Source organism: Roseibium sp. RP-7, assembly GCF_053005225.1.
Window position 1 is genome coordinate 853,230 of record NZ_JBRKQA010000001.1, and the last position, 13,265, is coordinate 866,494.

Below are 13,265 nucleotides of genomic sequence, written 5' to 3' on the forward strand. Positions count from 1 at the left end.
GTCAGAGCACCAGGTTGTGGCGGCCGACCTTTTTGATGTCGGTTTCGCCGCAAAGGCCCATGGTGACGTCCAGTTCCTTGTGCATCATTTGCAGCACCTTCGAGACCCCTTCCTTGCCCATGGCGCCAAGACCATAGATGAAGGCGCGGCCGATGTAGGTGCTCTTGGCTCCCATTGCGACCGCCTTGAAGACATCCTGGCCGGACCGGATGCCGCTGTCGAAATGCACTTCGATCTTGTCGCCGACCGCATCGACGATGTCCTGAAGCACCTCATAGGACGCAAGAGCTCCGTCAAGCTGACGGCCACCATGGTTGGAGACGACGATCGCGTCGGCCCCAACGTCCGCCGCGATCTTCGCATCCTCCACATCGTTGATGCCCTTGAGAATGAGTTTGCGCTTCCAGTGGGACTTCACCCATTCCACCGAAGACCAGTCGAGGGTCGGGTCGAACTGGCTGTTGGTCCATTCGGCAAGCGAGGTCATGTCGCCAACACCGGACACGTGGCCATGGATGTTGCCGAACTGGCGGCGCTTGGTCTGCAGCATGTGCCAGCACCAGCGCGGCTTGAAGGCAAGATCCAGCAGAACGTGCGGTTTGGGTTTCGGCGGCGTGGACAGGCCGTTTTTCAGATCCTTGTGCCGTTGGCCAAGAACCTGAAGATCAAGCGTGAGCACGAGTGCCGAACAGCCGGCAGCCGTTGCACGCTGCATCAGGTTTTCCGAAAAGCCCCTGTCGCGCATGACGTAGAGCTGGAACCAGAACGGGTTCTTGGTGTTCTCGGCGACATCCTCGATCGAGCAGACGCTCATGGTGGACAGGGTGAAAGGGACACCGAATTCTTCTGCGGCCTGGGCCGCGAGAATTTCACCGTCGGCGCGCTGCATCCCGGTGAGGCCGACAGGGGCAAGGGCAACCGGCATCGTTACGTCCTGGCCGATCATGGTGGTCTTGACCGAGCGGTTGTCTATGTTGCAGGCCACGCGCTGGCGCAGCTTCTGGCGCTGCAGCGCCGCTTCGTTCTCGCGGTAGGTGCTCTGCGTCCAGGAACCGGTATCCGCATAGTCGTAAAACATCTTCGGTACCCGGCGCCGGGCCAGGGCCTGCATGTCGGCAACATCGGTCACAACAGTCATCGAATTCCTCCTGAGGCTCACGCGCGAGCCGGTTTTCGGGTCCGTCTCAGGCCGGCCAGCTGCTCGCGCCGGTCCAGATCCTTCGTTTCGGCAAGGGTGCCGCGCACATAGTCGATATGGTTTTCCGAGGCCTGCCTCGCGCGGTCGGCATCCCCGGTCTGAATGGCGTCGGCAATGGCCTTGTGCTGCTGCAGCAGCTCGATCCGTGCCGACGGGTGGTGGTACAGGCGCCCGCGATTGTAGAAGACGCCGTTTTCCAGAAGCCGGTAACAGGACCTGAGAGTGTGCAGCATCACCACATTGTGGGCCGCTTCACCTACCGCGTGATGAAAGGCAACGTCCAGCCGGCTTTCGGCAGGCAGGTCCTCGTTGTCATGCGCTTCCTGCATCTGGCGAACAATGTCCTGCAGCCGGGCAAGGTCGGATGGGGCGGCCCGTGCGGCTGCAAGGCCTGCCGCCTGGCTCTCGATGCCCCGCCGGAATTCGAAATAGTCGTTTACCGCGCCCGGGTGCCGGGCAATCAGCTGCACCACTGCTTCGGAAAAGATCGGGCCGATCAGCTCGGCAACATAGGTGCCGCCACCCCGGCGCGACGAAATCAGCTCGCGGTCCTCAAGCGTCTTCAAGGCATCGCGAAGCACGGGACGGGAGACATTCATCTGGTCGGCAAGGTCGCGCTCGGCTGGCAGCCTGTCGCCGGACTGCAGCACGCCCTTCAGGATCAGATCTTCGATCTGCTCCACCACAGCATTTGCCGTTTTCTGATGATCGACCGGCTGAAACATGCCGCTCCCGCTCCAATTGTTGGCGCGGAAAATAGCGCCGCTTTCAAAATTGGTCAATTTTTTTGTCCAATTATTTGTTGCTGAAATGTCTCTCCGGAAACCCAATTGTCTGCTGCGGCAAAAATGCGGATTGGTTTCGGCGGTGCCTTAGCGGAATGTAGAATTGACAGAACATTTCCAAAGTCGGGGTTGCTCCTTGGATCAGGGATCAGAAAACGGGTCCACCTTTCCTGCCTTTCGCACATCTCCCTTGCGGGAAAAGGTGTTGGGGGAGGTTCATGCGCGGCCGTTTCGTCCGCTGCCCTGTCCGCGGACGGTGCTCCACTACGCTTTCCTGACAGATGCTGAGGAAGCCGCCAGAGATCATGCCTGGCTGTCAGAGTTCTGCATTTCTCGCGGCGGCCACGGCCCTGCGCCCGGAGCCCGTCATCACACCGTCAATTTCGGCGGCGGCACCTTGAGCTGGGAACAGCACGCGGAATTCACCACCTACACCTGGGATGGTAGCGCCCACGAACAAACGATTTTCGGGCAGGTGCCGATCAAGCACCCCTTTGGCGCTGCGTTTCGGGCACCCGGCGATCTGCTGGTCGCCGTCCGGCTGGAATTGCGCGGTGGTGATGAAGGCAAGGAATGGCGAAGCCAGTTCGATGAAGCCAGCCTGACGGTTTCCAACCTTGAAGACGGCGCTGCCATGGTGGCGACCGACTTCCGGCAGGATGGCGATGGGCTCACACGGCTCCTGGTCTGCAACCGGACCTTGAGCGACGTTCAGTCCGGCGCCGTTGTCCAGCGGCTTCTCGAGGTCGAGACCTATCGAACGCTGGCCATGTTGGGCCTGTTCGAGGCAACCAGACTTCAGCCGGATATCAGGCGTTTCGAGATCGAGCTTGCGGAACTGACCGGCCTGATGCAGGAGACCTCGGCGCTCGGCGCCAACCAGGAGCTTCTGGACAAACTGAGCGGCCTTGCCGCTGCGCTGGAAGCTGGGGCAACCGCCAGCACGTTTCGGTTCGGCGCGAGCCGCGCATATGACCAGATCGTCCGGGCACGGCTGGAAACCTTGCATGAAGAGGCTGCCCCCGGCGAACTTTCAATGGCGTCCTTCCTCGTCCGCCGGCTTGCCCCGGCCATGCGCACCTGCCAGGCGATCGAAGACCGTCAGGCGATGCTCTCGCGCAAACTGGCGCGGGCAACCACGCTCCTGCGCACGCGGGTCGACGTCGAACTGGAAGAGCAGAACCGTTCGCTGCTGGAATCCATGAACCGGCGTGCCCATCTGCAACTCCGCCTGCAGCAGACCGTCGAAGGCCTGTCCGTTGCCGCGGTGAGCTACTACGTCGTCGGCCTGATTTCCTATCTGGCGAAAGCCGCCAAGGAAACCGGCTTGCCTCTGCCTGACTCCAACCTGATGACCGGCATATCCGTGCCGCTGGTCGTGCTGGTGATCTGGTGGACCGTCAAGCGCATCCGTCAGCAACACGGTGAGCATTGAAACCGTCAAGACAATGTACCAGGAAGCTGGTGTGGAAAGATCGACCCGATTAATTTCGAGGCGAGGACCGTTTCCCTGGACTATCTCCCATTTGGTGCGAGCCGATCGAGATAGTGTGACAAGTGGGACAAGGCTGTTTCCCCGGACTGTTGGCCAATCAGGACAGCTGTTCCCAAGCCATGTATCAGCCCGATAAGGATTGCCGCTTCGGCTTCTGCATCCAATTCGGAACGAAAGTCACCGGTTCCAATCCCCTGTTTCACTATTTCTGAAATGCGCCCCTTCAGCTTGCTCGGACTGTCGATGAACGCACGACCGGAAATTTCGTCACTGGTCAGCGCAAGGACTGTGTAAGACATCCATAGAAGATGGAATTCACGGCTTTTCCGGTCTGTTGGCATCGCTTCTTCAAACAGTGTCAGCAACGCCGCGCGTGGCGAAGTCTGGTCCGAGTGGCCGTCGAGCCGCGCAGTCCAGCGCATATTGCTTTGGGCCTCCAGAAAGCTGAGCCCAGCCTGCATCAAGCCGGATTTGGTTTCGAAATAATACTGCACCAGCCGCAAGGAAACGCCTGCGGCTGACGCGACATCGCGAAGCGAGACGGCATGCAGTCCTTTCGCCAGAGCAACTTCGACAAAGGCCGTCAAGATCATCGATTTGCGTTCGTCATGGTCAACGGTTCGCGGCATGGGCGCTGTCTCTGGAGCGATGAAATTTTTTATGATACAAGTGTACCATAAAAAATTCGGAAGGGTCCATTGTTATCGTCATGAAACCCGAAATATTGCGCATACCACCAAGACTTTGGGCCGTTGCAACTGTGACCGGGGCTGGAGCTTTCATGGCCATGCTCGATACCTCCGTGGCAAACCTTGCGCTTCTCCCGCTTCAGGAAAATTTCAGAACGTCTTTGGGGGACGTGCAGTGGGTGGTGACCGGCTATCTGATCGCTCTGGCCGTTTCGATGCCGATGACGGGTTGGCTGTGCAGGCGGTTTGGGCACGGCCGCGTTTGGCAAATGAGCATGACAGGATTTGTTGCGGCATCTGCGCTGTGCGCACTTTCCGAAACGTCTTTGATGCTGAGCCTCGCGCGCGGACTGCAAGGGCTTGCCGCCGGGATAATGGTGCCTTCAGGCCAAGCGGTGCTGGCAAGTGTTTCAGAGCGCCGGCAATTGGGCCGTCTGATGGGGACCGTCGGATTTGCGGTGGCCTTGGGACCAGCCCTTGGGCCTGGGGTAGGCGGTGTTCTGATCGAAACGGTTTCGTGGCGCGGTTTGTTCTGGATGAACGTACCGATCGGGGCCGTGGCAATTGTCGCCGGTAGATATCTTGTCCCGGCTGGTGATGGAAAGCCGTCAAGCAGGCTGGACGCCAAGGGGTTGCTTCTGTGTGCCGTGGGTTTTCCGCTGGTGCTGTTCGGGCTTGCCGAAATCAGCACCGCCAATATCAATTGGCAGGCACTGGTCAACGTTTTTCTTGGCGGTGTATTTCTGAACTGGGCACTACGGCACTTTCGCCATGTGGACGCGCCTCTCATCAATCTTGCACTGTTCAGTCGTCCCGGTTTTGCCGGAGCCGCCGCCACGGCAGGACTTACGGGAGCTGCAATGTATTCCGGACTCCTGCTGTTTCCAATCTATCTGCAGGTAGAGCTGAACTTTGGAGATATCGAAACAGGCGGGATGTTGCTGGTGATGGGGCTCGGAGCCGCGATTGCACTGCCGTTCGCCGGATACCTGACGGACCGATACGGACCTGCCGCGGTCTCCGGTTCGGGGGCCGTGCTCCTGTTGCTTGGCACGTTGCCTTTCGGCGTCTGGCCGATATGGGCAGCAAGTCCGATTGCGGCCTTGTTGTGCCTGCGAGGTATCGGTCTTGCATTAGCTCAAATGCCTGCGATGACAGCGGCGTTCACCGTGGTGCAGGAAATGGAAACCGGAGATGCCGCAACGCTGGTTAACGTGGTGCAACGCGTTGGCGGCGCCTTGGGAGCGACTGCCATGGTGCTGGTGATCGAACTGGGTGGAACAACACAGAACGGTGCACTGGCCTTCCCGCTACTGATCTTGCTTGCAGCGGGACCGGTATTGACGTCTTTCTGGCTCAGGCCTGCCGGCAGGACGTAAGACCAGTGGACGCTTGCTTTCCCCTGAAAAGACTTTCTCAGGACCCAACACAATGATCCCATGGACTTATCGATACGCTTCCAGAGACTTCGGCTCCTTTTTGTCGGACGCAAAGCAGCGAATGGATCTTGTATCCGACAATTCCACCTACACGGCGGTCGATGCAGTCTTTCAGGTATTCAGGCGGCGGCTCACGGTTGAACAAGGTTTGGCTTTCGCCGGCGCTCTGCCTTCTGTTCTTTGCGCGATCTTCATTAGGGAATGGGACGTGACCCGAAAGCCTGTGCCATTCTCAAGCAGAGAAGTAATGTCCAGGGAGGCGCAGCAGGTTCGAAAGCACCATAACCTCACGCCAGACAATGCGATTGAAGCAACCGCATGGGCTCTAAGGCGGCATGTCGATCAACGGGATCTCGACCGGGTTCTTGAAACTTTGCCCCTTGCGGCTAGGGAGTACTGGCACGTGGATGTCGCCGATCCTGCGGAGCTGCAACAACGCATCTTCTGAGCACGGGCCGATTGTCAGACGCCACCTTGGAAACGATTGCCAACAGATGCTGAAAAGCCAATTGGCCCGCCAGGGTTCCCCGGCGGGCCAATTGGTTGGTCTGGCAGCCAGTGGCGGCCGTCAATGTGACGCGCAAGCAGTGCTTACTTGCTGGAACCGTCTTCGTTGTACTGGTTCAAATAGGCGATCACGTTGGCGCGGTCGTCTTCCTTCTTCAGGCCGGCAAAAGCCATCTTGCCTTTTGGAATCAGATCCTTCGGCTTGGTCAGGTAAACGTCAAGCGTCTCCTCGTCCCACACTTTGCCATCGGCCAATTCGAGCAGGTTGGCGGAATACTTGTAGCCGTCAACCGCGCCCCAGGCCCGGCCGACAATGCCGTTCAGTTCCGGACCGACCTTGTTTTTGGCTTCGGGTCCAACCGCATGGCAAGCGGCGCATTTCTTGAATACTTTCTCACCCTTGGCAGGGTCGCCTTCGGCGCTTGCCTGAACGGTCAGGGCCAGAAGCGCGGTTCCGGCGATCATCAGCAGTCGCTGCATGTATATCTCCCTCGGTTTGGGTGTTTAAAACCCCCGTCAACAGAACAGGATGTCAGGCTTTGATGCAAGTGACGGACCGTCGCATCCCGCATGCCAAGCTCCGATCGCCGACTGGGATCGTTTGGCGTCCGGGTGGAATGTCAGCCCGCGCGGGCGTTGCTCGGCAGGCGTAACCAGTCCTCAAGCCCATGGTCCCAATAGGGGGATGAGCCATAGAGCCCGGCGAGGAAGTCGATAAAGACACGCACCTTGGCCGGCAGAAACTGGCGGCTGGGGTAAACGGCATAAAGTCCGACATCCTTCGAGGCCCGGTACTCGGGCAGGAGAATTTGCAGTTTGCCTTCACGCAACTCCGGACCGACGTCCCAGGTCGATCGAAGCGCAACGCCGACGCCGGCCAACAGGCATTCGCGCACGACCTCGTTTGAGTTGGTCTTGACCGGCGCCTGCGTGCGGACGGTCTCGATCCCGTCCGGACCGGCGAGCCGCCACGGGTCCTGGTTGGTTGCGGCAATGGTCACATGGTTTGCGACGAGATCCTCGATGCTTTGCGGAGTGCCGTATTTTTCGAGATAGGTCGGGCTTGCGCAAAGGACGCGGTGGACCGGTGCCAGGCGCCGCGCGACAAGACTGGAATCGGAGAGCTCCGCAATACGGATGGCAAGGTCGTAGCCGTCACCGACGATGTCGACAAAATCGTCGGAAAGATCGAGATTGACCGAAAGATCGGTGTTTTCAGCCAGGAACTTGCCAAGGTGCGGAGCAATGTGAAGCCGGCCGAAGGACGTCGGAACGGCCACCTTCAGGTTGCCGCGTGCCTTGGCCGAGCCGCGCGAGACAAATGATTCGGCTTCTTCAACGGAGGCAAGAATGGCCACAACGCGCTCGTAAAAGCCCTGTCCGGCCTCGGTCATGGCGATCTGGCGAGTGGTCCGTTGCAGCAGTCTGGTACCGAGTTTTTCTTCCAGACGCCGGATGCGTTTGGAGACGACTGCGGGCGACAGGCTCATTTCGCGGCCGGCTGCCGACATGCTGCCGGCGCTTACCACCCTTGCGAAAATCTCCATGTCGGTCAGATTGCTCATTTTCAATCTCTCAGAAAGACAATTAGTATTTGCCGGTCGTTTTCCTCGGGCGCGAACCTTGCCACACTTAAGCAAGGGTAATTCACTGCCATCTCATGTTACGTAGGACCAATTCAACTGGATCAACGTATTAAAAAGTAGAAGGAGTTCATTTCGTGACCGCCATTGCGATGCCCGCGCCAGATCAGGCCGTATTGGCCCGCCGCCAGGAAATCCTGAGCGCGCTTCAGGCGATTGTGCCCGGAGAAGGGGTGATCCATGACGAACGCGAGATGCGCGCCTATGAGACCGATGCGCTGACGGCTTATCGCCAGCTGCCACTGATCGTCGTCCTGCCGGAGACGGTCGAGCAGGTATCGAAGGTTCTGAAATACTGTCATGACAATGACTTGAAGGTCGTGCCACGCGGGGCGGGCACCTCGCTTTCCGGCGGCGCGCTGCCTCTGGAAGACGGCGTTCTGCTGTCGATGATGAAGTTCAACCGCGTGCTCGATATCGACTATGACAACCGGGCCGTGGTCGTTCAGCCGGGTGTCACCAATCTGGGCATTACACGTGCGGTCGAGCACGAGGGCTTCTACTACGCGCCGGATCCCTCGTCGCAAATCGCCTGTTCCATCGGTGGCAACATCGCGGAGAACTCCGGTGGTGTGCACTGCCTGAAATACGGCCTGACCACCAACAACGTTCTCGGCCTTGAAATGGTGCTTGTCACCGGCGAGGTCATTCGCCTCGGCGGCAAGCATCTGGACAGCGAGGGATATGACCTGCTGGCGCTGATGACCGGTTCGGAAGGCCTGCTCGGCGTCGTCACCGAAGTCACCGTGCGGATCCTGCAAAAGCCTGAAACGGCGCGGGCGCTCCTGATCGGCTTTCCGACCAGCGAGGACGGGGGGCGCTGTGTGGCCGATATTATCGCCGCCGGCATCATTCCAGGCGGAATGGAGATGATGGACAAGCCCGCCATCCACGCCGCCGAGGATTTCGTCAACGCAGGTTATCCGCGTGATGTCGAGGCCTTGCTGATCGTGGAACTGGATGGGCCGGAGCGCGAGGTCGATTACCTGATCGGCCGTGTCGAGGAAATCGCCAGGGCCAACCAGGCCAGCCACGTGCGCATTTCCGAAAGCGAGGAAGAGCGCATGACCTTCTGGGCCGGCCGCAAGGCCGCGTTCCCGGCGGTGGGCCGCATTTCCCCGGATTACCTGTGCATGGACGGCACCATCCCGCGCCGCGAACTGCCGAAGGTGCTGGCCCGCATGCGGGAGCTGGCCGAAAAGCACGGGTTGGGCGTTGCCAATGTCTTTCACGCCGGTGATGGCAACCTGCACCCGCTCATCCTTTACGACGCCAACAAGCCGGGTGAACTCGATGCGGCGGAGGCCTTTGGAGCCGATATTCTTCGGCTTTGCGTTGAGGTCGGCGGCGTTCTGACCGGCGAACACGGTGTCGGCATCGAAAAACGCGATCTGATGACAGACATGTTCTCCGAAGCGGACCTGAAGCAGCAGCAACGGGTCAAATGCGCTTTCGACCAGAAGCATCTTCTCAATCCGGGCAAGGTTTTTCCGGTGCTGCACCGCTGCGCCGAGCTTGGCAAGATGCATGTACACAAGGGCCAGTTGCCCTTTCCAGATATTCCGCGGTTCTGAGGGTAGGGGCATGGACGCGACAATGAAACCGCGAAACACCGGCGACGTGGAAAAGGTGGTGGCCTGGGCCGCTGCCGAAGACCAGCCGCTGGAAATCATCGGTCAGGGCTCGAAGCGGACGCTCGGACGCCCTGTGCAGGCTGCTCATGTGCTGGACCTGTCGGGTTTGACCGGGGTCGAGAGCTATGAACCTGCGGAACTGGTGCTGACGGTCAAGGCGGGTACGCCAATTGCCGAAGTGGAAAAGCTGGTCGACGACAACGGTCAGGAGCTTTCGTTCGAGCCGATGGACTTCGGCCCGCTCCTTGGCGTCACGCCGGCACAGGGGACAATCGGCGGCGTGCTTGCAGCCAATCTTTCAGGCCCCCGCCGGATCAAGGCCGGGGCTGCTCGCGATCATGTGCTGGGCATGGAGGCGGTGTCCGGGCGCGGCGAGATCTTCAATTCCGGCGGCAAGGTGGTCAAGAACGTCACCGGATATGACCTGCCGCGGGCTCTGTGCGGCGCATATGGCACGCTTGCCGTTGCAACGACCGTGACGCTGAAGGTCAATCCCAAGCCGGAGACCTCTGCAACATTCGTGCTTTCCGGGCTCGATGACGACGATGGCATCAAGGCATTGTGCCAGGCCATGGGATCGTCGGCGGAAGTGTCTGGCGCGGCCCATTTGCCTGCGGGGGTGAACGGCGGCAGCAGCTCAACCGTATTGCGCCTGGAAGGGTTCTCGACCTCTGTGGATTACCGCTTCAAGACCCTGCAGGCCTTGCTTGGCACCTATGGCACGCCGTCGCGACTGGAGGCATCGGAAACAGGTGCTCTCTGGCAGACGATCCGGGATGTCAAACCCTACGCGGGTGGTGAAACCCCGGTCTGGCGGCTTTCCGTTGCCCCGACCGCAGGGCCGCAACTGGTTGCCAGCCTGAGGGAGACGTTCGAGCTTCAGGCCTATTACGACTGGAGCGGCGGCCTTGTCTGGCTCTCGTGTCTGGATGGCAGCCTGCATGAGGCGGAAATCAGGGCTGCGGTCGATGCCGTCGGCGGCGGTCACGCGACACTTGTGCGGGCCGATGCGTCCCAGCGGTCCAATGTGCCGGTGTTTCACCCGCAGCCTGCTCCGCTCGCGGCACTGTCTCGCCGCCTGAAGGAACAGTTCGACCCGAAAGGCATTCTAAATCCTGGAAAAATGGTCAGTGGTGTGTAGTGTGAGGCCATAATTGTCACACGCATTTCCAACGGAGTGCCTTCATGGATCAACAGTCCGACGTTTCAGGCTACATGGAGCCAGGCGGCAAGAACGCCACGCTCATCTATATTCTTTATCTGGCAAATATCATCGTGCCGTTCACCGCCATTGTCGGCGTCATCTTTGCCTATCTCAATCGGGGCAAGGGCTCGGCCTGGGTTGATAGTCACTACACCTATCAGATCCGCACTTTCTGGATCGGGCTGCTGTTCGGCATCGTCAGTGGTCTTTTGACCCTGATCCTGATCGGCTTCCTGATGCTGATTGCCGTACTGATCTGGATGATCGTCCGCTGCATCAAGGGGCTTCAGCTTGCAGGCCGTAACGAGCCTGTGCCCAACCCGGAAACCTGGATGTTCTGACAAGAGGGCAAGGCCCGTCCGCAAGGCGCGGCACGGGCCATGAACCTTTACCAGGCTGCCGGTGCGGCGAATGTCACTGCGCCGGCAGGCACTTCACCGTCACGTCGTAACCATAACCATCGCGCTGATGCGTGGTGTTCTTGAACGACCACTTGTTCTTTTCGGCCTTGTTCTTCTTCGCGGCCACAGCGTCCAGCTCGAAATAGGCCTTGGCGGACACCGTCCAGGTCTTGCTGAGCGCGACCGACTTCTTCATGCCGCTTTTAAGAACCTTGTCCAGGTTGAGCGAGCAGGCCTGAACCGGATCCCATCCCTGCCACTTGACCTTGGCCATCGGGATAACCGGCGTGTAGGAAATGGAAACCGAGCGCTTCGTACCCGCGCCGACGTCGCGGTTCTGGAAGCTCTTGCTCCAAAGGTTGCCGTCCCCTTCGAAGTAAAGCACGTTCTTGAAGGAACCGACCTTCATGGCAACAATCCGCTCGCCATTCGTCGCCTTTGCCGACAGGCGCAGCAGGAACCGGTGATTGCCGGACTTGATCTTGGTGTAATTGTAGGCGTTGGCCTTCACTTCGACGGGAATGACGTCGATGCCGTCGCGCTTGACTTCCACTTTCTCGATCCAGTCCTTGGCCATGGCTCCGGTTGCGACACTGGCGAGAACAGCGGTCAGAACGGCAGTTTTTGAAATCGTCTTAATCATCAAATCAATTCCTTGGTTGGCATTTCTTTTGCCCACGCTTCGGAACTTAGGCAGACCCGGTTGAACCGGTTCTGAGTGCACTGTTTATCCCGGGTTCATGTTCCATCTGTCCGTTCAGGGAAGGGGGAGGTGGTGAGGCAGAAAGTCCGTGCCGGCAAAACCGTTGTGCCACAAAGGTGCCTTGTGCCGCTTTCCTTCTGACCGTACGATCCGCCTCGCTCGGAAGGAGAAACCCGCAACGACGGGTCATTGAGGGATACGGGGAGCAATGCAGACAAATTTCACCGCAGAGCAGCTCAAGGACAGTCACGTTGCAGCGTCGGAGAAGATCCTGCGCAAATGCGTGCACTGCGGTTTCTGTACGGCCACGTGCCCGACCTTCACACTGCTTGGAGATGAGCTCGACAGCCCTCGAGGCCGGATTTACCTGATCAAGGACATGCTGGAAAACGACCGTCCAGCAGACAAAACCATCGTCAAGCATATCGACAGATGCCTGTCCTGCCTTGCCTGCATGACCACCTGTCCGTCCGGCGTGCACTACATGCATCTGGTCGATCACGCACGCATTCACATCGAGAAGACCTACAAGCGACCGTTTGCCGACCGCCTGATGCGCTCGGTCCTTGCGTTTGTCTTGCCCTATCCGAAACGGTTCCGGCTGGCGCTTATCGGCGCCTATTTCGGCCGGCCCTTCGCTGGGCTGCTGAAGATGATGGGCGGCCCGCTTGCCCGAATGGGCGCCATGCTGGAACTGGCCCCGGCAAAGGCGCCGGGCCGCGGCCAGCTGGAAGGACCGGGGGTCTTTGCGGCCGAAAGCCCCAAACGCAAGGGGCGTGTTGCACTCCTCAGCGGCTGCGCCCAGCCTGTGCTCAACCCCGGCATCAACGACGCGACCATCCGGCTCTTGCGCAGGGCCGGGTACGAGATCGTGATGCCGAAGGGGGAAGTCTGCTGCGGTGCGCTTGTTCATCACATGGGCAAGGAAGAAGCGTCGCTGGAAAACGCCCGTCGCAACGTTGATGTCTGGATGAAGGAAGCCGAGGGCGAAGGGCTGGATGCCGTCCTGATCACGGCATCCGGTTGCGGCACCACAATCAAGGACTACGGCTTCATGCTGAAGGACGATCCGGCCTATGCCGAAAAGGCGGCCCGGGTGTCAGCCCTTGCGAAGGACGTGACCGAGTTCCTGACCGGTGTCGATCTGGGTGAGCCGCCGATGAAGCCCGGCCTGACGGTTGCCTATCACTCCGCCTGTTCCATGCAGCACGGCCAGAAGATCACCCGGCAGCCGAAGGATCTCCTGAAGGCTGCAGGCTTTGCCGTCAAGGACGTTCCCGAAGGCCACCTTTGTTGCGGCTCTGCCGGCACCTACAACATTCTCCAGCCGGAGATCGCGCGCCGTCTGCGCGACCGCAAGGTTGCCAATATCGAAAAGACCCGGCCGGACGTGATCGCAACCGGAAACATCGGTTGCATGACGCAAATCGGTCTTGGCACGGAAATTCCGATCCTGCACACGGCGGAACTGCTCGACTGGGTCTATGGCGGCCCTCAGCCCGACAGCTTGACGCCGGTACTTCAGCAGCGCCAGGCTGCGGAATAGCCGGACAACGTGACAACTTGG

The 13,265-nt window shown here is 59.7% G+C and carries 13 protein-coding genes; 7 read left to right on the forward strand and 6 right to left on the reverse strand.

Annotated elements, in window-relative coordinates; translation table 11 throughout:
• Nucleotide 1: 1 nt before the first annotated feature.
• Nucleotides 2-1,138, reverse strand: coding sequence for an alpha-hydroxy acid oxidase (locus ACVDG9_RS03870; RefSeq protein ID WP_023002107.1), 1,137 nt, complete (start codon nucleotides 1,136-1,138; stop codon nucleotides 2-4).
• A 17-nt stretch (nucleotides 1,139-1,155) separates the two neighbouring features.
• Nucleotides 1,156-1,923, reverse strand: coding sequence for a FadR/GntR family transcriptional regulator (locus ACVDG9_RS03875; RefSeq protein WP_447237331.1), 768 nt, complete (start codon nucleotides 1,921-1,923; stop codon nucleotides 1,156-1,158).
• A gap of 250 nt (nucleotides 1,924-2,173) precedes the next feature.
• Here ACVDG9_RS03875 and ACVDG9_RS03880 point away from each other — a divergent pair, with 250 nt between their 5' ends.
• Entirely contained in the window at nucleotides 2,174-3,418 is a 1,245-nt protein-coding gene (locus tag ACVDG9_RS03880; protein WP_447238281.1) for a DUF3422 family protein, read from the forward strand.
• Nucleotides 3,419-3,498: 80 nt separating this feature from the next.
• Here ACVDG9_RS03880 and ACVDG9_RS03885 read toward each other — a convergent pair whose 3' ends face one another.
• Nucleotides 3,499-4,071 carry a TetR/AcrR family transcriptional regulator gene (locus ACVDG9_RS03885; RefSeq protein ID WP_447238282.1) on the reverse strand — a complete coding sequence of 191 codons (573 nt, stop codon included), beginning with the start codon at nucleotides 4,069-4,071 and terminating at the stop codon, nucleotides 3,499-3,501.
• Between the two features lie 116 nt (nucleotides 4,072-4,187).
• Between ACVDG9_RS03885 and ACVDG9_RS03890 the strand changes: the two genes are divergently transcribed.
• Entirely contained in the window at nucleotides 4,188-5,546 is a 1,359-nt protein-coding gene (locus ACVDG9_RS03890) for a DHA2 family efflux MFS transporter permease subunit (RefSeq protein ID WP_447237333.1), read from the forward strand.
• 52 nt (nucleotides 5,547-5,598) lie between these two features.
• The gene (locus tag ACVDG9_RS03895; RefSeq protein ID WP_055657704.1) at nucleotides 5,599-6,054 is read left to right on the forward strand and encodes a DUF2267 domain-containing protein; all 456 of its coding nucleotides are present in this window, start codon (nucleotides 5,599-5,601) and stop codon (nucleotides 6,052-6,054) included.
• Between the two features lie 143 nt (nucleotides 6,055-6,197).
• Here the strand turns inward: ACVDG9_RS03895 and ACVDG9_RS03900 are convergent, their stop codons facing one another.
• On the reverse strand, nucleotides 6,198-6,593 hold the full coding sequence (locus ACVDG9_RS03900) for a c-type cytochrome (RefSeq protein ID WP_055657706.1): 396 nt from the start codon (nucleotides 6,591-6,593) through the stop codon (nucleotides 6,198-6,200).
• A gap of 140 nt (nucleotides 6,594-6,733) precedes the next feature.
• A complete protein-coding gene (locus ACVDG9_RS03905; RefSeq protein ID WP_077290764.1) occupies nucleotides 6,734-7,678 on the reverse strand; it encodes a LysR family transcriptional regulator in 945 nt (314 codons plus the stop codon).
• A gap of 170 nt (nucleotides 7,679-7,848) precedes the next feature.
• Between ACVDG9_RS03905 and ACVDG9_RS03910 the strand changes: the two genes are divergently transcribed.
• Genes ACVDG9_RS03910 through ACVDG9_RS03920 form a run of 3 tightly spaced genes read left to right on the forward strand, consistent with a single transcriptional unit; the run spans nucleotide 7,849 to nucleotide 10,935 of the window.
• On the forward strand, nucleotides 7,849-9,330 hold the full coding sequence (locus tag ACVDG9_RS03910; RefSeq protein WP_447238283.1) for an FAD-linked oxidase C-terminal domain-containing protein: 1,482 nt from the start codon (nucleotides 7,849-7,851) through the stop codon (nucleotides 9,328-9,330).
• Nucleotides 9,331-9,352: 22 nt separating this feature from the next.
• Complete coding sequence (glcE, locus tag ACVDG9_RS03915; protein ID WP_208993953.1) at nucleotides 9,353-10,531, forward strand: glycolate oxidase subunit GlcE; 1,179 nt, start codon at nucleotides 9,353-9,355, stop codon at nucleotides 10,529-10,531.
• Nucleotides 10,532-10,575: 44 nt separating this feature from the next.
• The gene (locus tag ACVDG9_RS03920; protein WP_023002100.1) at nucleotides 10,576-10,935 is read left to right on the forward strand and encodes a DUF4870 family protein; all 360 of its coding nucleotides are present in this window, start codon (nucleotides 10,576-10,578) and stop codon (nucleotides 10,933-10,935) included.
• 73 nt (nucleotides 10,936-11,008) lie between these two features.
• On the opposite strand, the gene ACVDG9_RS03925 is transcribed toward ACVDG9_RS03920, so the two are convergent.
• A complete protein-coding gene (locus ACVDG9_RS03925) occupies nucleotides 11,009-11,638 on the reverse strand; it encodes a hypothetical protein (RefSeq protein WP_023002099.1) in 630 nt (209 codons plus the stop codon).
• A 268-nt stretch (nucleotides 11,639-11,906) separates the two neighbouring features.
• Here ACVDG9_RS03925 and glcF point away from each other — a divergent pair, with 268 nt between their 5' ends.
• Entirely contained in the window at nucleotides 11,907-13,244 is a 1,338-nt protein-coding gene (gene glcF, locus ACVDG9_RS03930; RefSeq protein ID WP_023002098.1) for a glycolate oxidase subunit GlcF, read from the forward strand.
• Nucleotides 13,245-13,265: the final 21 nt, after the last annotated feature.